Genomic DNA, 18623 nt, shown 5'->3' with positions numbered 1-18623 from the left:
CCGTTCGACTTGCATGTGTTAAGCATACCGCCAGCGTTCATCCTGAGCCAGGATCAAACTCTCCGTTTTGATTCTGGTGTAAACACGTTCCGGAGGAACAGATCTACATTTCTTTTGCTGATTACCTCAGCAACGGTTTAATTTTTTTTACGCTAGCTACTTTACTTACTAGTAACTTTCAAACTATAATTTTGTCATGGTTCGGCGTCCTTTTGTTTGGCGCTGTGTTTTGCGCTCGCTCATCAGGCACTTTTTTATAGTAGCGAGTTCGCACAAGAGTGTCAACCCTTTTTTCCACTTTTTTGAAAAATTTTTTGAGATATTTCTAAAAGCCTGACAAAACAAGGGTTTTGGGCTAGAGTGTTTCTAGAAGTTGAGATATGACAATAAAGTTGTGAGCAATTTTGGAGTTTTGCCGCCAAAGCTAGTCTTAGATCCGATGTTGCGAGGTTGGTTGTTGGAAGATTTGGGTAGAGGCGATCGCACAACGCAAACCCTACTAAACCACAATGCAACAGATGGACTAGCCTTGTGGGTAGCCAAAGCAAACGGCGTAATTGCGGGTTTAGCAGTCGCGGCTAGAGTATTTGAGCTTTTAAATGAAAAAGTCAGCTTTGTGCCGAGGGTGCCGGAAGGTGCATGGTGTCAGCGGCAAGAGGTAGTCGCAGAAATTCATGGTTCACTAGACACGCTGCTCATGGGAGAAAGAGTTGCTCTTAATATAGTTATGCGCCTAAGTGGCATCGCTACACTGACGCGGAAATATGTGGAGCAAATTAGTGACGTATCCGCTAAATTAGTTGATACCCGTAAAACAACACCAGGGCTGAGACTTTTAGAAAAGTACGCCACCCAAGTAGGAGGAGCGATCAATCACCGCATGGGACTAGACGATGCAGTAATGATTAAGGATAATCATATTGCAGCAGCAGGGGGAATCGGCAAAGCGATCGCCCGCATTCGTGCCCAAATTCCATATCCCTTAACAATAGAAGTAGAGACAGAAAGTTTAGAGCAAGTGCAAGAAGCACTACAGCACAAAGCTGACATTATTATGTTGGACAATATGCCCCTAGACTTAATGCGCGAAGCTGTGCAAATAATCCGTCACTATGATCACCACGTCAAAATCGAAGCTTCAGGCAACATTACCTTGGAAACAATTCGGGCTGTAGCAGAAACTGGTGTGGACTATATTTCCAGTAGTGCGCCGATTACTCAGTCTACTTGGTTAGATTTGAGTATGAGAATCAGTGGGTAAAACATTAGTAACTTTGCCCTGAATTTTAGTTACACTTTTAATACTTTAAGTCAAGGGCTAAACTAACAAAGATACTGTAATTTTAAATATTACTAAATAGATAAATAGTTATGAAAGCTACACAAGAAGAACTAAGAATAAAATTTAAAAAGGCTTTAGGCGAGGCTTTTGGGGATAAGTATACCGCAATAGACCCAATTTTAGTCCCTGCTAGCAATCCTAAATTTGGTGATTATCAGTCAAACGTTGCTTTATCACTAAGCAAACAATTAAAACAGCAACCAAAAGCGATCGCACAACAAATCGTTGAAAAACTAGATTTAAGTGATATTTGCGAACCACCAGAAGTAGCAGGTGCTGGATTTATCAATCTCAAACTGAAAACAGCATACCTAGAAGCACTACTCAAGACAATTCAAGAAGATCCCAGACTAGGAGTCGCAACAGCTAAAATACCAAAGCGCGAGATTGTCGATTTCTCCAGCCCCAACATTGCGAAAGAAATGCACGTTGGACACTTGCGCTCCACCATTATAGGAGATAGTATCGCCCGGATTTTAGAATTTCTGGGTCATGACGTACTGCGACTAAATCACGTTGGTGACTGGGGTACACAATTTGGGATGTTAATTACTTACCTACGAGAAGTTTACCCAGAAGCCCTCACCACCGCTAACGCTTTAGATATTGGTGACTTAGTATCCTTTTACCGCAAAGCAAAACAGCGGTTTGACGAAGATGAAACTTTCCAAGAAACAGCGCGGCAAGAAGTAGTAAGATTACAAGCAGGTGCAGAAGATACACTTCATGCTTGGAAACTCCTTTGTGAACAATCAAGGCAAGAATTCCAAGTAATTTACAACTTGCTAGACGTTAAGTTGATAGAACGAGGCGAATCTTTCTACAACCCCTTACTACCACAAGTTGTGGAAGATTTAGAAAAAACTGGTTTACTGGTAGAAGACGCAGGAGCAAAGTGTGTTTTCTTAGAAGGGTTTACCAACAGAGAAGGTGAACCGCAACCTCTAATTGTGCAGAAATCCGATGGCGGTTACAACTATGCTACAACCGATTTAGCAGCAATCCGCTACCGGATTCAACAAGATGAAGCAAAGCGGATAATTTATGTTACAGATGCTGGACAAGCAAATCACTTTGCCCAAGTAATTCAAGTAGCACGCAAAGCAGGGTGGATTCCCGATGATGTAGAACTCGTCCATGTCCCCTTTGGCTTGGTACTAGGGGAAGACGGTAAAAAATTCAAAACTCGTTCCGGAGAAACAGTGCGGTTGCGGGATTTATTAGATGAAGCAGTTTCTCGCACCCGTGCTGATTTAGAAACCAGATTACAACAAGAAGGGCGCTCTGAAACAGAAGAATTTAAGGAACATGCTGCCCAAGTAGTTGGAATTAGTGCAGTTAAGTACGCTGACTTAAGCCAAAACCGCACCAGCAACTACATCTTTAGCTACGACAAGATGCTATCGCTTAAAGGCAATACAGCACCCTACATGCTTTATGCTTACGTCAGAACTCAAGGAATTAGTCGTGAAGGTAACATAGACTTTGACAAATTGGGAGCAAATGCCAATATTCTGCTACGAGAAGAAACAGAATTAACTTTGGCAAAGCATTTGTTACAGCTAGACGAAGTTATTAGTGATGTTGAACAAAACTTGCTACCCAATCGTTTGTGCGACTACTTGTATCAACTAAGCGATAAATTTAATAAGTTTTACGAGAATTGCCCTGTTCTCAAATCTGAGGAACCAGTGCGAACATCTCGGCTAGCACTATGCGACTTAACAGCTAGAACTCTCAAACTAGGACTCTCCTTACTAGGAATTCAGGTAATTGAGAGGATGTAGAAACAAATTTATTTCTTCGCGTCCTTTGCGTCTTGATAACTAAATGACACAATTTGATCAACAACTACAACTTGCACCTGCTACCAAATTAGAGCGAACCAGCGAGCAAATTAAGGCAGAAATTGAGGCCAAATTTGGTTTTGTCCCACCTTTTTTTGAACCTGCAGAACAAACTCCACAGGTATTGGAAAATCTTTGGCAACAGACACTAAGTGCCTACGTGAATAATCCGCTGCCAACTCTATTCAAGGAAAAACTTTCCGCGTACCTCTCGCGCTTCTGTGCTGTTCCTTACTGCATGATCTGCCATAGTTGTACCTTGCGTCCACTAGGAATGAGTGCAACAGAAGTATTAGAGATGCTTGAAGCACCTCTGCCAGCAGCAACATACGTTGAAGAACACCTCAAGTTGCTGGCTGCGGAGTCTGATTTTTTCACGGTTTGGGCAGAGTCAAACTCGAAACTTGAAGAGAGTCTGCTTTACTGTTCAATCTTTATTAGCTTAACAGATTCTTCCGAGTACTATCGTCAGGAACTACGCCGGATTCTGGGACCAGTAAATTACCAGCACCTGGTCGCATTTGTTGCTTACGTCAAAACTTGTCATGTGTGGATGGAAGCTCACCCGGAAGTGGCGTATGAAGCAGATCGGCGAGTACAGGACCATCTTGGTGCTTTACTTGAGGAAGAGCCTGGTTTGGCTGACTTCTTCTGTAACTACAGAGATAGGGTTAAGCGTGAATGCCAGAGTCGGGCAGAACAACTGGCTGAGCTAGCAGAGCGCCAACGTCAGCAGGAAGCACTGCGACAGCAAGCTGAGCGAGAGCGACTGGTGGTGGAGATGTCCCAGCGTATCCGCCAGTCTCTTAACCTTGAAGAGATTCTTTGCACTACAGTGTCTGAAGTCCGGCAGTTTCTTCAAACAGAGCGGGTATTCATTTACCGTTTTGAACCAGATTGGAGCGGTTTTGTGGCAGTAGAATCTGTAGCTCCTGAATGGTTGCCTATTTTAGGAACAAAAATCAAAGACTCTTTCTTTAAAAAAAAATCTAGTCGCAATTTATACAAAAAATATGTACTCCAAGCTGTGGAGGATATCTACACAGCTGGTTTCTCAAAATGTCACGTCGATTTACTAGCTCGGCTTCAGATCAGAGCCAACTTGGTGATACCCATTGTACAAGGGGAATTGTGGGGACTGCTAGTGGCTAACCACTGTTCGTCCCCCCGACAGTGGCAGCAGTTGGAAATCGATTTGCTCAAAAAATTGGCAACACAGGTGGAGATCGCAATTCAGCAATCTACACTTTTTGAGCAAGTTCAAACCGAACTTAATGAACGCAAGCGATCGCAAGAGAAAATCCGAGAACAGTCCGCTCTGCTTGATGTTACCACCGATGCTATTAACGTGCAAGCTTTAGACAACCAAATCGTATTTTGGAATAAAGGTGCCGAGCATTTATATGGCTGGAAGGCTATTGAAGCTCTTGATCGGAATGCCAATCAACTTCTGTACAAAGAGACATCGCCAGAGATACAAAAAGTTTGGGAAGTTGTGGTTGAAACTGGCTCATGGCAAGGTGAGTTACATCAAGTCACGAAATCCGACAAGGAAATTGTTGTCTCAAGTCGGTGGACACTTATGCGTGACAAGCAGGGGCAACCCAAATCAATTCTCGTCGTTAACACTGACATCACTGAGAAGAAACAACTCGAAGCCCAGTTTCTGCGTACCCAGCGGCTGGAAAGCATCGGCACCCTCGCCAGCGGCATTGCCCATGACTTGAATAATGTACTCGGACCAATTCTGATGGTAGCTCAACTGTTGCAGGAAACAATCCCCGATTTACCGAGTCAGCGATTGCTTGCGGAAATAGAAGCTAGCACGAAACGAGGAGCGTCTTTAGTCAAGCAGGTGCTGTCGTTTGCGCGAGGAATTGAAGGTAAACGCACTATTCTTCAAGTTAAGCACTTACTTTTAGAAATCGAGCAAATTGCCAAGCAGACATTTCCCAAATCTATCAAAATTTACACAGATGTATCGCCAAATCTTTGGACTGTCTGTGCAGACGCTACTCAACTGCATCAGGTACTAATGAACTTAGTAGTTAACGCTCGTGATGCAATGCCAATTGGTGGAACTTTAAGTATTTGTGCTGAAAATCTGTTTATTGATGAACACTACGCCCAAATGAATCTTGATGCCAAAGTAGGTCCTTACATTGCGCTAACTATTTCAGATACGGGAACTGGCATTCCACCCAAAATATTAGAAAGAATCTTTGAGCCATTTTTCACGACCAAAGAAGTTGGCAAAGGCACAGGGCTTGGTCTTTCAACAGTTATGGGTATCATCAAAAATCATGGCGGTTTCGTGAATGTGTACAGCGAGGTTGGACGAGGTACCCAATTCAAGGTGTACTTAAAAGCGGTGGAAGGCAGCCAACAGCAGCAAGCAGAAGACTTGGAACTGCCAAAAGGACACGGAGAATTAATTCTTGTTGTGGATGACGAACTTTCTATTCGGGAAATTACCAAAATATCGCTTTTAATTAATAACTATCAGGTGCTTACAGCTAGTGATGGTATTGAGGCGATCGCGCTGTACGCCCAGCATAAAGCTAAAATTAGTTTGGTATTGATGGATATGATGATGCCGGAAATGGATGGTCAAACCACCATCCGCACATTACAAAAAATCAACCCGCAGATCAAAATTATTGCCACAAGTGGACTGGCATCAAACGATAGAATAGCTCAAGCTGCTGGTGTTGGTGTCAAAGCATTTTTATCGAAGCCCTACACAGCACCGGAATTACTGAAAACTTTATCTTCGGTACTGAATTGACACAACAAAATAAATAATGTGTATGCTAAAAACTAGTAGCAATGTTTAGGTTATATCTTTTATTAACAAAGCTAATAAATTTGAATTTTACTTACCACTTTTGGCAGCAAGTGTTAGTAAATTGTTAGTTAAAAGTTAGAAGTAAATGTGAATTTAATCAATTTGATGGGATTAATAGCACATGCAAACCTAAAATAAACTATTGAGTAAGTCGGAAATCATAAAACTATTAAGATTGTCAAATTATTGTTTATAATAAACAATAAGAAATACTACAAAACATAATTGCAATGACTGATCAAGAACTGAAACAACTTGTAGAAAGTAATGCTAGAACAGATCAAGCCATTTTAGATGCAATGGTTGAAGATCGTCTGGAAAGGCAGCAACTGCGAGAAGGAATGATACGTCTGGAAAATGTAGTGGAACGATTGACTAACATACAACAGGGAGTAAACAATCTGCTAGCTTCTTTGGATAGCGATAGCCCCACCATTCTTAGGAAACTCACAGCAATTGAGAATAAAGTTGATCGGCTGTTAGAGCGAGAGCAAGAAAATTAGTGTAATTAAGTACACATGTACTATGAGGAAGCGCAAAGGATTAACAACAAATTCTTAACGAGTAAGATAGTCTTATTCCCGCATTTACATCATCGCCCTCATGAACCCAACTCCTACCTTACCCAACTATATTAACGGTCAATGGTGTGCATCTAGCGCTACAGAATACCTTGAGGTGATTAACCCCGCGACAACAGAGGTACTGGCTAGGGTACCCTTATCACCAGCAACTGAGGTAAATCAAGCAGCACAAGCAGCAGCAGAGGCTTTTGTGAGTTGGCGACGCACTCCACCTACAGAAAGAGTGCAGTATTTATTTAAACTCAAGAATTTGCTAGAAGAACATTTTGAGGATTTAGCTCGCACTATAACGTTGGAATGTGGTAAGACGTTGGCTGAGTCAAAGGGAGAGATGCGCCGCGCTGTTGAAAACGTGGAAGTAGCTTGCGGTATTCCGATGATGATGCAAGGGACAAACTTGGAAGACATTGCTAAGGGCATTGATGAAATGATGATTCGGCAACCGTTGGGAGTTGCAGCGGTAATTGCCCCATTCAACTTTCCAGGAATGATTCCCTTCTGGTTTTTGCCCTATGCCATTGCCTGTGGTAATACCTACATTGTTAAACCTTCGGAAAAAGTGCCACTGACAATGCAAAAAATCTTCCAGTTGTTTGAAAAAACTGGATTACCCAAAGGCGTTGTCAATTTAGTCAATGGTGCAAAAGAAGCTGTAGATGCCATTTTAGATCATCCAAACATCCGGGCGATTAGCTTTGTTGGCTCAACTCCTGTAGCTAGATATATATATAGTAGGGCAGCGGCAAATGGCAAGCGCGTGCAATGCCAAGGCGGTGCGAAAAATCCACTGATTGTTTTGCCAGATGCCAATTTGGAGATGACGACACGCATTGCTGCTGATAGTGCCTTTGGTTGTGCAGGGCAACGTTGTCTGGCGGCTTCGGTAGCACTAACTGTAGGGGAAGCGCGTCACAGTTTTACAGAAGCGATCGCACAAACTGCCTCCAAGCGAGTAGTAGGTAATGGTTTAGACCAAAATGTAGAAATGGGACCAGTCATTTCTACTCAAAGTAAAGCACGAATTGAGGACTTGATTCAAAAAGGCGCAGATGAAGGTGCAACGGTATTAGTAGACGGACGCAACCCGAAAATTTCCGGGTATGAAAGAGGTAGTTTTATCCGACCAACAATTCTGCAAAACGTCAATCCATCTGGAGAAATAGCCCGCACGGAAATTTTTGGTCCAGTGTTGAGTTTGATACACCTGGATACTATTGAGCAGGCGATCGCCCTGGTGAACAGTGGTCAATACGGTAACATGGCTTGTTTGTTCACTAGTAGTGGCGCGGCTGCCCGTAAATTCCGCTATGAAGCCGAGGCAGGTAATATCGGCATTAATATTGGTGTCGCCGCACCAATGGCATTTTTCCCCTTTAGCGGTTGGAAAGAAAGCTTTTTTGGTGATTTACACGGTCAAAGTAATCACGCGGTAGAGTTTTTTACCCAAACTAAAGTAGTGGTTGAACGCTGGCCCAGCGAATGGACACGTCAATTTTGAATTTTTGCAGGCACTCTTAGTCACACGCAACTGAAACCAAACCCACACAAGGCAACTCGGTAATCCCAATTTGATGTTTTGACATCATATATTTGATGCGCTAGCATCATTTTAGCGGATAGCCACGTTAACGGTGATTGAACGGAGCAAGATATGCGTACAACACTCGATCTCGAAGAAGATGTACTCCTTGCAGTGAAGGAAATTGCCCGACATCGGGGTGTTTCGATTGGCAAAGTGCTTTCGGATTTAGCACGACTTGCTCTATCTCGACAAAACCTCGGGACAGTACGCAATGGTGTGCCCCTCTTTCCAATTCAGTCTGGGGCTGGTGTCGTCACACTCGAACTCGTCAACCAACTACGAGACGAAGCGTTATGACTACCTTTCTTTTGGATGTGAATGTGTTGCTTGCCTTGAGCGATCCGATGCATATTCATCACGAAGCTGCTCATCGGTGGTTTGTCGCCAAGGGACAGTCTGCGTGGGCTACTTGTCCAATTACAGAAAATGGTTTTGTCCGTATTGCCAGCCATCCCAACTACCCGAATCGTCCAGGAGATGTCCCGGCTGTGCTGGTCATCCTGCGTCAATTCTGTGCAACAGCAGGTCATTATTTTTGGAGCGAAGATGTGAGCATTCGTGAGTTGCTTCAACCCGGTGCGCTCATTCCTCATTCCCAGATCACTGATGTTTTTCTGTTAGGTCTTGCTATTTATAAGGGAGGTAAGTTAGCTACCTTCGATCAGCGGATTTCCACCTCCGCTGTTCAGGGAGGTGCTGAAGCATTGGAGCTAATTGCTCCTAAGGTTGTAACTTGATCGGACACGTCAATTTTGAACACTATAGTTCATGGTTTGTGCTGAGAGTGTGCCACTTAATAAAGTGTACATATTTACCTGATTTATTAGCCTTATACTGGCACTTAAGTGAGGATAACTCCGTCACTTTTTGTCACACCTACAATGTGGCTCTTAACGGAGGAGAACGTGAAAACAGCAGTTATTGTAAAAACACTGGTTGCCTCAGTAAGCTTATTAACTCTATTTGCTCCACTTCGGGCTAGTGCGCAAATAGTACCCCAACCTTGGGTATCAGTCGGTAGTAATGAAGGTGATGTTACTTATTCTGTAGGGGCAAAAGCTTTAGGTTTCGGCGTTGAGTTTGGATTTGGTCCTGATAGTTCTAAAGGTGTAGATGTTCTCAAATTTATCAACTTGCCCATAATTTCACCTTATGTGGGACTTGGATATTATTCAGAAGATAAGGGTGTTGCAGTTTCAGGAGGAGTTCAGGCTGCTGCTACTAGAAATGTTTTCGTGGGTGTAGGTTATAACTCTGTACGCGGAGTCAACGGACAACTAGGAGTAAAATTCTAACCTTAATTGAACGAAGAAAATGTCGTTGGTGTAGGAGAAGAACGTGAAAACAGCAGTTACTGCAAAATCACTGATTGCGTCAGTAAGCTTATTAACTCTATTTGCTCCACTTCAGGCTAATGCGCAAAAATTACCCCAACCTTGGGTTTCTGTTGGTAGTAAAGAAGGCGAGATGACTTACTCTGTAGGCGCTAAGGCTTCGACTCTTGGCGTAGAGTATGGAGTAGGTCCTGATAAAGCTCAGGGTATAGATGTTCTGGAATTTATCAAATTGCCAATTTTTTCATCTGGTAGCATTACAGGTGGATTGATTCGGAAAATTATCAGTTTCCCTGACATTACACCTTATGTAGGGCTGGGACTGTATTCTCAAAATAAAGGTCTTGCACTTTCAGGAGGGGTGCATGTCAGCACTAGCAAGAAAGTATTTGCTGGTGTTGGTTATAACACCGTTCGCGGACTCAACGGTCAATTGGGAGTAAAATTCTAGTTTTTGCTCTGTCTTGCTGAGAAAAATTTCAACTGATACCCTCTTAATAGGTAGGAGCACAATCTCAGTAGTGCTCCTACTTTATTTGTAGCAGATAGTTACGATTAAAAATCGGGGGAAACTCTTCAACTTGAACGCAACACAAAGCGATTGTTTCGCGGTTGCACAGGTCTGGCATCAATAGATATTAAGTTAGCAAATTTTTGGATCTGATCTTGTGAGATTTCAATGGGCTGTTGCATCACAATCCAGTTCACTCCTTGAGAGCAAGGTGGTGTCGTCAAAGAGCCAAAGTAGCGGTAAAACTTTTGGTTTTTTGGTAAAAATTGCCCTGCATTTACCTTCACTGTCTTCACTACTTGCTCCGGCTCATTGCGATTTGGGAATGCGTCCCAGATTGGTTGTAGGGCAGCATTGTGTTGTCCCTGCTTCAATAACACTCCAATCACCGCTAGCGCACCAGCCTCGCTACGGTGTACTAGATGCAGTTCCATGTCAAATGGTTTTTTATTAATAGTGTGTTCGCTGGGATCGTGAAAGTGAAATTGCACCAAGTTAAAAGTTTCACCGTCCAGTTTAATTGAGCTTCCCGATTCATAGTTCACTTGGATAGTATGACCATTATTGACGATGCGTAGAGGACTATCCTGATAATCAAATTCTATCGCGGAGAGTTGGGCTGCGATCGCTCCTTGCAAATCAATTGGCGATTGCTGGAGTCCCGTTTTACAAAGTTGAAATTCGGCAGACAAGTTCCCCCAATTTTGGGAGCCGCTTTCTCCGATATAGCCCCAATGAACTTTTTGTCCAACAGCAGACGCCAATGATGGGAAACTGACACCGAACGAAATTTCCAGCGCCCCAAATCCAAAGAGTTTAAGTAAGGTTCGTCTATCCATTTCCGTTTGCCCTACCTCACAAATTATTTATTACCGAATTTACTGATTTTCACCCATGATAAAATCGGTTCCCGCCAAGGGTAACTTTGCCATAGCCGAAGCTTCCAGGGTTAATGCCACCAAGTCTTCTCGTTCCAAATTGTGGACGTTTGACTTACCGCAAGCGCGGGCTAAAGCTTGGGTTTCCATCACCATTGCTTGCAAATAATTAGCAACCGAGATGGTGGCTTGTTCTACAGGTAAGCGTGCCATCAAATCTTCATCTTGGGTAGTAATTCCCACCGGACACAACCCTGTATGGCAGTGGTGACAATGATACGGTTCTGTACCTAACTTGTGGTAGTCTTCTATGTAAATCGGCTTATTGCAACCCATTGCAATTAAACTAGCTGTACCAATACTCACTGCATCCGCTCCCAATGCCAGGGCTTTGGCAACATCCGCCCCAGAGCGAATCCCACCGGAAATAATTAGCTGTACTTCGCCATACACCCCGCTTTCTTTTAAAGCCTCTACTGCCTGTACAAGCGCCGGGAGGGTGGGTATACCGACATTTTCTTGAAAAATGCTCTGAGTTGCGGCAGTACCACCTTCCATGCCATCTAACACAATTACATCAGCACCCGCTTTGACGGCAAGTTTCACATCATCTTTAACACGGGTTGCGCCCATTTTGACGTAGATGGGGATTTCCCAATCGGTGGCTTCCCGCAATTCCTCAATTTTAATCCGCAAGTCGTCCGGACCGATCCAGTCCGGGTGACGGCAGGGCGATCGCTGATCCACTCCCTCCGGCAATGTCCGCATTCCTGCTACTGTAGAGTTAACTTTCTGACCCAATAATAAACCACCGCCACCAGGTTTTGCTCCTTGACCAACGACTATTTCAATAGCATCTGCTTTTTTCAAATCTTTGGGATTAAATCCGTAACGAGAAGGCAAACATTGATACACCAACATTTTTGAAGCTTCTCGTTCTTCTGGCAGCATACCACCATCTCCAGTTGTGGTGGATGTACCCATACTCGTAGCAGCTTGTCCCAAAGCTACTTTAGCGTTGCGTGAGAGTGCGCCAAAACTCATACCAGCGATCGTAATCGGAATCTCCAACTCCATTGGACGTTTAGCGTAGCGCTTCCCCAGTACAGTTTTGGTATCGCACTTTTCCCGGTAGCCCTCTAAGGGAAGGCGAGTTAGGGAAGCAGTTAAAAAAACTAAGTCGTCAAACCTGGGAACATGACGAAATGCACCAAAGCCCCGAATTGCATAACGTCCCAATTCTGCCCGTTCCTGAATCGCATGAATGACTTCAGGAGTAAAAGTGCTACTATTGCTTAATATGCGTCTTTCCATTTGGCAAAATCCTTGGCTTTAAAGTGATAAAGCTCTTGAGCGCAAACAATCTTTTTAAAGTCATAATCAACAGCAGCAATGCCCCACGGCTTTAACTCAGTGCTGAGAAATTGCCAATCTTCATCGGTCATCATCTCATGCCTTGCATCTGCTCCCAAAGAGCCAATTTTGCCACCGACAAAAATTGCTCCATCATACATTGAGTCACCCAAATTCGCTCCAGTATCACCGCAAATAATCAAGCGCCCTTGCTGCATCATAAAAGCGCTACTATGACCAACGTTTCCCGTCACAATCAAAGTTGCTCCCTTAAGAGCAATTCCAGCACGAGAACCAGCATTGCCCAGAATACATATCTTACCACCGTGTGCCGATGCCGCCGCATTTGCAGAAGCATTGCCACGCACTACAATCTCTCCAGACATTAAATTTTCACCCACAGACCAACCGCAGGAACCTTCAACTTCAATGTAAATTCCATCTCCTAAACCACCACAGTAGTATCCGACAGAACCATGAAAGCGAATTTTGATTGAATGCTCCAATCCCACAGCCAAATTGTGCCGTCCTGCGGGGTTGAAAACATCTATTTCCTCAATGCCATTAACAGCTAGGGCTTTTAGCTGTTGATTAATTTGACGAGTTGTTAATTCGGCACAATCTAAATGCGTATAATTATCAATCTGCTGTTGCATATGTTAATTATCATCTTTAAGTAAGTAGGTGAAATTAAACATAAAATACACGCTTATGTTCGTAGTACCGTGAGAGCGCTCAAGGCAAAGGTTTTAAGCGCTTAAGCGCTTACTACAAACTTCTATTTATTTATGCTTTGTTATTTACAACGCATCTTGTAGAGACGCGAAATTTCGCGTCTCTACATTGGTTATCTGTACAACAGACCAAATATTAATTTCTCCCGCATCTGGCTCACGAATGGTAGCAGTGGGGTCAAAATTATTTAAGTTCAATAACGCTCGGTACTCTGAAGCAATTGCGATCGTATTAGATGATTCGTAAACCACCGCCGGCTTTGCCGCAAATCGATCTCGCACTAAAGCAACTTTGTCAGGAGTCGCGACTAAAAAAGTATAAGTACCATCAACATCATTTAGTAGCTGCTTCAAAGCTGCTTCTAAAGATTTACCTTGAAATAATTGATAGTAAATATAGTGAGCGATCGCTTCACTATCATTATTAGTTACAAACACCGCCCCCATCCGTTCTAATTGATAGCGCAACCTATAATAATTAGATAATTGACCATTATGGACAATCGATAAATCCCCACTAGCAGTAAAAGGATGAGAATGGTTTGTATCCACCACCGACTCAGTAGCCATCCGAGTATGACCAATTCCATGAGTACCAGAAAAACCCAACAACTCATACTTTCGAGTTAAACTTTCCACACCTCCAACTTCCTTATAAACCTCCACTTGCCCCACTATCCCTGCCTCATTATAATTCCCATATAAAGCCACACCACAAGAATCAGGACCACGGCTACAAAGAGGCTGAATCAGCGAAAGTAAATCCCGACCAAGATTACCATATAACTCTGGTACTCGATAAACAATCCCAGCAACACCGCACATCTTCCCCTCCTCTGTTTACTTCGCGTACTTCTCTTCTCCTGTCGGAGACGCTGCGCGAACGAGACGCCTAACGGCGAACGCGTCTTTGCGGTTCATTAAATAGATATTCTTCAGATAGCAAGCAGTAAACCATTAACATCTAACAATTAACATACTGCTCAATCTCCCAAGGAGTCACAGTAGAATTATAGCTATCCCATTCCTGATACTTAAACTCCAGAAACGTCTTTGCTCCCTCCAAACCCAAAGCCCCCATCAACAAAGCATCCTGTTCCAAACACTGCAGCGCTTCTAATAAACTAGTCGGCAGTTTTTTCAAATCCGAAAACTCTTCACCCCGAACAAACATATTTTCATCAATTCGCTTACCAGGGTTGAGATGCTTCGCCATTCCTTCCAACCCAGATGCCAAAATCCCTGCTTGAGCAAGATAGAGGTTAGCAGAACCATCCACCAGACGACATTCAAAACGTCCCCCCTCCGGAATGCGAATCATGTGAGTGCGGTTATTACCCCCGTAAGACAGGTAGCGAGGACTCCAAGTACTTCCAGAATTAGTGTTGCTGGCTCCTAAACGTTTATAAGATGTTACCGTAGGACTACACAGTGCCGACAACCCACGGGCATGAGCGAGAACACCGCCCATAAATTCGTAAGCTATAGCACTTAATCCCATCTCATCCGTCCGATCCAAAAAAGCATTGCTACCATCATTCCACAGGCTCATGTGGATGTGTCCACCATTCCCAGTTAGGTGGCTAAAGGGCTTGGGCATAAAAGTGGCAGTCAAACCGCGTTGCTCTGCTAAAGTTTTCACCATATACTTAAAGAACACATGGCGATCGGCAGTTGTAAGCGCATTACTGTAAGTCCAGTTGAGTTCAAATTGACCGTTAGCGTCTTCGTGATCGCACTGGTAAGGTTCCCAGCCCAACTCTTCCATGTAGCGAACAATCGTCGAAATCAAATCAAACTGCCGCATTAAGTTCAACTGGTCGTAGCAAGGTCGGGCGGCTGTATCCATTGCATCAGCAATCTCATAACCCTGGACACCCTTCTTGAGCAAAAAAAACTCAGCTTCTACACCAGTTTTATAACCATAGCCCAGATCAGCGCACTGCTCAAGAACTTTCTTAAAAATTACACGAGGAGACGCTGCAAACAATTCTCCATCTAGGTAAACATCACTAGCTAACCAAGCGACATTTTTCTGCCAAGGTAGAACAATTAAAGAATTCGCGTCAGGAATAGCAGCAATATCGTGAGCATCTGGTCCTAAACCTAAATTACAAGCGAAAGGAGCAAAGAAAGCACCATCAGATGCTACTGTAGCAATTTTCGCTGCCGGAACTAATTTGGCACGAGTCGCTCCCAAAATATCTGTGAAGGATACTAGGAAGAACTCCAGCTTTAACTCTTTTGCCACCTCTACCAGGGATTTAGTCTGTTCAGGCACAGTTCCAACCATTGCAATTTCTCCCAAAGTGCTGCGCTGTAGTTAGTTAGTTTTTTATCATATAGCAGTCGGGATTTTTTTAAACATATAATTCCAATTTGAATGACTCATGACTGAAATAGCAGATATTGTAGTAATTGGTGGCGGGTGTATAGGGGCTTCTCTTGCTTTACACCTAGCAGAAAAAAAAGCAGGCAAAGTTATTTTACTTGAACAAAAAGACTTAGCGAATGGAGCATCAGGAAAAGGAATTGGGATTATTCGTACCCATTATACTCACCCTGTTTTAACTAAACTTGCTCAGTCATCGCTGAAGTTATTTCATAATTTTAGAGAAAGATTTGGTGGTTATGATTCCGGCTTTAATAATTGTGGATATTTTGTTTTAGTTGGGGAAGCAGATGTTCAAACTCTAAAAAGCATTGTTTTGATGCACCAACAACTTAATATTAATGTAGAGTTAGTTGAACAGGGGACAGTAAAAGCTCAAGTTCCCTTATTAAATATTAATGATATTGCTGCGGTGGCTTACGAACCAGATTCTGGTTACGGTAGCCCCCCGAAAACAACAATTGCCTTCGCCAACAGGGCTATTGATTTGGGTGTAGAGGTGCGTACTCAAACTCCAGTGTTGGAAGTTAAATTAGATGAAGGTAAGGTAAAAGCAGTCAAAACACCCACAGGTGAAATTATGACCCGCACTGTGGTAGACTGTGTAGGACCGTGGGCAAGAAAGTTTACACAACACTTGGGTTTAGATTTTCCTGTTATGGCAGTTGTCGAACATGTGGTTGTGCAGGAGCGTCCCAAGGAATTTTCTCAACCTCATCCAGTGATTTCAGACTTAGTGAATTTATGCTATTTTCGCTCTGATTTAGAGCAGCCCTATACTCGCATTGGTAACTCTAATCCCAAGTATCATTCAAAGTTTTCTTTGGCAGATGCGGATGACTTTAATGGGCAAATTTTTCCAAATATTTGTGAAGAATTACATCAAAAATTAATCAATCGCTGCCCTAGTTTAAAACAAGGTAAACTTGTAGAAACTTATTCGGGAATTTGGGGAGTTACACCAGACTATCAACCTATTATTGACCAATTATTGCCAGGATTATATTGTGCTGTCGGGTTTAGCGGACACGGTTACAAACTTAGCCCCATAATTGGTGATTTGATGAGTAGCTTGATTTTAGGAGAAACTAATGAATTGGTTGATTTGTTAAAGCTGTTTCGATTTAGTCGTTTTCAGGAAAATGATTTAGTTAAGTCTCCCTATAGTTATTCTCAAGCAAGGGGATTACGTTAGTTGTTGTTAATAGGTAATATCATGTCCGGTAGTTGTTATAATATCTTTGAGGTTGTTAATAGTTAATGGTTAATTGCAATTAACCATTAACAATCACAGTTTTGTTATTTTGTCAAGGCGTAAGTTTTGTTAACAATCTCTTTTGAGTGGATGTGTTCAAACAACTGATTGAGACTAGCGATAAACTCCGATATCTGCTTAGGCTCCATTTCGCGCCAGCCGTTTGCGCCCAGCAATGAAGTTACGATGTGTTGGCTGATGGGATAAAAATTAGCGATCGCATCTTTATCCAACCACAAACGAACTTTACCGTCAGTTGTGGGCAACGCTGACAAAATCAACAGCGATTGAGTCCGATTGAGATTATTCGCTCTTACCAACTGACGCGATGGACTGAACGTCAAGTTAGTAGGCCACGGATGAAGGGTGAAACCGTTTTCCTTGCCCGCTTGCAGGATTTGTTCAAATTCAGAGCCAATACCTTTCGATCTTGCAAGAGCTATCAGCGCTTCAACACTAAATCGTTTTTCTTTTTCTGTTTGCAATTGTCTTTCACTCGAAGGCATTAATTTTAGTTGTGTTTTCAGCTCGAGTTTAGCGTTCGCCTTCTCCTGACGGAGACGCTGCGCGAACGGCACTGCGCTCTGCGCAATCGCCTGCTCTTGTTCTAACACCCGCTGTTGCAGTAGAGTAACGCTGTCTGACAATGATTCAATTCGATTGCCATCAAGCAGTTTTAGCGATTGCAGTTGTGCTTGAGTCTGTTGAATTTCTTGCTCTAGCTGTTGGATGTATTGGGGACGTGCATATAATTGCTGTTGCACATCAGCGGTAAGAAGCTGTAATTTTTGAATCTGTTCTAATTCAGGACGTTGATTAAACTGCTCGTTTAACGCAAAAACAGAATTTTGCACTTGCTGAATCTGTTGCTCTAAATGGCTGGCATCGAAGGGCTGGATATTTGCCACCACCTGCTTTAACGCAAAAACAGAATTTTGCACTTGCTGAATCTGTTGCTCTAAATGGCTGGCATCGAAGGGCTGGATATTCGCCACCACCTGCTTTAACGCAGAAATAGAGTTTTGCACTTGCTGAATCTGTTGCTCTAAATGGCTGGCATCGAAGGGCTGGATATTTGCCACTACCTGCTTTAACTCTTCAAGCTGCTGTATATTGGGACGCTGATTCAATTGAAGAGCCTGTTCCTTAATCTGGATATGCAATTGCTGAAATCTCTGTTCTAAATCATTAGCATAAAAAGATTGAATATTTGTTGTAATTGAGTGCAATTCTTTGATTTGCTCTAATTCCGGGCGGCTTAAAAATTCCTTGCTAAGTGATGAGAGCGAACTTTTGTTAAGCTGAATTTGTTGTTCGAGATAACTTGGATCGAAGGCAGGAGGAACTGTTGAAAGTTGCTGTTGCAGATTGGCTGTCCTCAGCTTTAATTCTTCGATTTGCCTCGGTTCCGGACGGTGATTAAAATTATCTGTTAATGAAGAAAGCTTAGATTGTAGTTGTTGAAGAACCAGATCTATCTGTTCGATTTCCTGCTTTGTAGCGGTTGGCTTGGTGTCGCTTATTACAGTTTTCAGTTCTTCTATTTTTTTGTCTACCAGAGAAATGTCTGACTTAATGCCACTTAAATTAACAGGTTTACTAGCAGCAGACAACGCTTGAACATCGGCACGTACTGCTTGCATTTCCCCTAACATTTGTTGGTTGGTGACACTACCGTTAATTAAAGCCGCGCTCATATCCTCTTGCAGCTTTTGTTCTAATCGGCGACGGTTAATTAAGTTGAGCGAGAAGGCTAGACTCATGGGAGCAGCCACATAAATCAGTTGCTGGGAAAAAACTGCAGCAATTGTTCCCGCAATTGAACCAGCCACTGAGATAGACTCCGTGATTTCCCATCGATTGCTGTTCGTGGCATATTTCATAGAGCACACCTTCGATTTTTTCTACACTCTTAAGGTAAAACTATCACATCCAGTGCCACTAAGTAGTTGTAGAGTTTTTA

At 43.0% G+C, this 18623-nt stretch carries 16 protein-coding genes and 1 rRNA gene; 10 read left to right on the top strand and 7 right to left on the bottom strand.

Features of this window, described 5'->3' with window-relative positions; translation table 11 throughout:
• Window positions 1-69 (bottom strand): 16S ribosomal RNA (locus tag ICL16_RS03910); the annotation flags it as partial.
• 325 nt (window positions 70-394) lie between these two features.
• On the opposite strand from ICL16_RS03910, the gene nadC reads away from it, so the two are divergent.
• The 9 genes from nadC (at window position 395) to ICL16_RS03865 (ending at window position 9988) form a co-directional block, all read left to right on the top strand.
• Window positions 395-1261, top strand: a complete 867-nt coding sequence (nadC, locus tag ICL16_RS03905; RefSeq protein ID WP_190825575.1) for a carboxylating nicotinate-nucleotide diphosphorylase — start codon at window positions 395-397, stop codon at window positions 1259-1261.
• A gap of 110 nt (window positions 1262-1371) precedes the next feature.
• Window positions 1372-3129 carry an arginine--tRNA ligase gene (argS, locus tag ICL16_RS03900; protein WP_190825574.1) on the top strand — a complete coding sequence of 586 codons (1758 nt, stop codon included), beginning with the start codon at window positions 1372-1374 and terminating at the stop codon, window positions 3127-3129.
• 763 nt (window positions 3130-3892) lie between these two features.
• Window positions 3893-5977, top strand: coding sequence for a hybrid sensor histidine kinase/response regulator (locus ICL16_RS03895; RefSeq protein WP_238360588.1), 2085 nt, complete (start codon window positions 3893-3895; stop codon window positions 5975-5977).
• A 290-nt stretch (window positions 5978-6267) separates the two neighbouring features.
• A complete protein-coding gene (locus ICL16_RS03890) occupies window positions 6268-6540 on the top strand; it encodes a hypothetical protein (RefSeq protein WP_190825572.1) in 273 nt (90 codons plus the stop codon).
• A gap of 100 nt (window positions 6541-6640) precedes the next feature.
• Complete coding sequence (locus ICL16_RS03885; protein WP_190825571.1) at window positions 6641-8119, top strand: CoA-acylating methylmalonate-semialdehyde dehydrogenase; 1479 nt, start codon at window positions 6641-6643, stop codon at window positions 8117-8119.
• A gap of 153 nt (window positions 8120-8272) precedes the next feature.
• Window positions 8273-8500 carry a ribbon-helix-helix domain-containing protein gene (locus tag ICL16_RS03880; RefSeq protein WP_190825570.1) on the top strand — a complete coding sequence of 76 codons (228 nt, stop codon included), beginning with the start codon at window positions 8273-8275 and terminating at the stop codon, window positions 8498-8500.
• Entirely contained in the window at window positions 8497-8940 is a 444-nt protein-coding gene (locus ICL16_RS03875) for a TA system VapC family ribonuclease toxin (RefSeq protein ID WP_190825569.1), read from the top strand. Before ICL16_RS03880 ends, ICL16_RS03875 begins: the two co-directional genes overlap by 4 nt.
• A gap of 168 nt (window positions 8941-9108) precedes the next feature.
• Window positions 9109-9498, top strand: a complete 390-nt coding sequence (locus ICL16_RS03870; protein WP_190825568.1) for a hypothetical protein — start codon at window positions 9109-9111, stop codon at window positions 9496-9498.
• Window positions 9499-9541: 43 nt separating this feature from the next.
• The gene (locus ICL16_RS03865) at window positions 9542-9988 is read left to right on the top strand and encodes a hypothetical protein (protein ID WP_190825567.1); all 447 of its coding nucleotides are present in this window, start codon (window positions 9542-9544) and stop codon (window positions 9986-9988) included.
• 125 nt (window positions 9989-10113) lie between these two features.
• Here the strand turns inward: ICL16_RS03865 and ICL16_RS03860 are convergent, their stop codons facing one another.
• From ICL16_RS03860 to glnT, 5 genes are all read right to left on the bottom strand, one after another.
• The gene (locus ICL16_RS03860; RefSeq protein ID WP_190825566.1) at window positions 10114-10887 is read right to left on the bottom strand and encodes a carbonic anhydrase; all 774 of its coding nucleotides are present in this window, start codon (window positions 10885-10887) and stop codon (window positions 10114-10116) included.
• A gap of 39 nt (window positions 10888-10926) precedes the next feature.
• Window positions 10927-12240 (bottom strand): FMN-binding glutamate synthase family protein, encoded by a 1314-nt coding sequence (locus ICL16_RS03855; protein WP_190825565.1) that lies wholly within the window; start codon window positions 12238-12240, stop codon window positions 10927-10929.
• The gene (locus ICL16_RS03850) at window positions 12222-12935 is read right to left on the bottom strand and encodes a GltB/FmdC/FwdC-like GXGXG domain-containing protein (protein WP_190825564.1); all 714 of its coding nucleotides are present in this window, start codon (window positions 12933-12935) and stop codon (window positions 12222-12224) included. The genes ICL16_RS03855 and ICL16_RS03850 overlap by 19 nt, the downstream gene beginning before the upstream one ends.
• 144 nt (window positions 12936-13079) lie before the next feature.
• On the bottom strand, window positions 13080-13838 hold the full coding sequence (locus ICL16_RS03845) for a class II glutamine amidotransferase domain-containing protein (RefSeq protein ID WP_190825563.1): 759 nt from the start codon (window positions 13836-13838) through the stop codon (window positions 13080-13082).
• Window positions 13839-13977: 139 nt separating this feature from the next.
• Window positions 13978-15306 (bottom strand): type III glutamate--ammonia ligase, encoded by a 1329-nt coding sequence (glnT, locus tag ICL16_RS03840; protein WP_190825562.1) that lies wholly within the window; start codon window positions 15304-15306, stop codon window positions 13978-13980.
• Between the two features lie 97 nt (window positions 15307-15403).
• Here glnT and ICL16_RS03835 point away from each other — a divergent pair, with 97 nt between their 5' ends.
• Window positions 15404-16600, top strand: a complete 1197-nt coding sequence (locus ICL16_RS03835; RefSeq protein WP_190825561.1) for an NAD(P)/FAD-dependent oxidoreductase — start codon at window positions 15404-15406, stop codon at window positions 16598-16600.
• A 104-nt stretch (window positions 16601-16704) separates the two neighbouring features.
• On the opposite strand, the gene ICL16_RS03830 is transcribed toward ICL16_RS03835, so the two are convergent.
• Complete coding sequence (locus tag ICL16_RS03830) at window positions 16705-18543, bottom strand: hypothetical protein (RefSeq protein ID WP_190825560.1); 1839 nt, start codon at window positions 18541-18543, stop codon at window positions 16705-16707.
• Between the last annotated feature and the right edge of the window lie 80 nt (window positions 18544-18623).

Source organism: Iningainema tapete BLCC-T55 (assembly GCF_014698965.1).
Classification (GTDB): Bacteria; Cyanobacteriota; Cyanobacteriia; order Cyanobacteriales; family Nostocaceae; genus Iningainema; species Iningainema tapete.
This window is presented reverse-complemented; position numbering and strand designations above follow the sequence as displayed.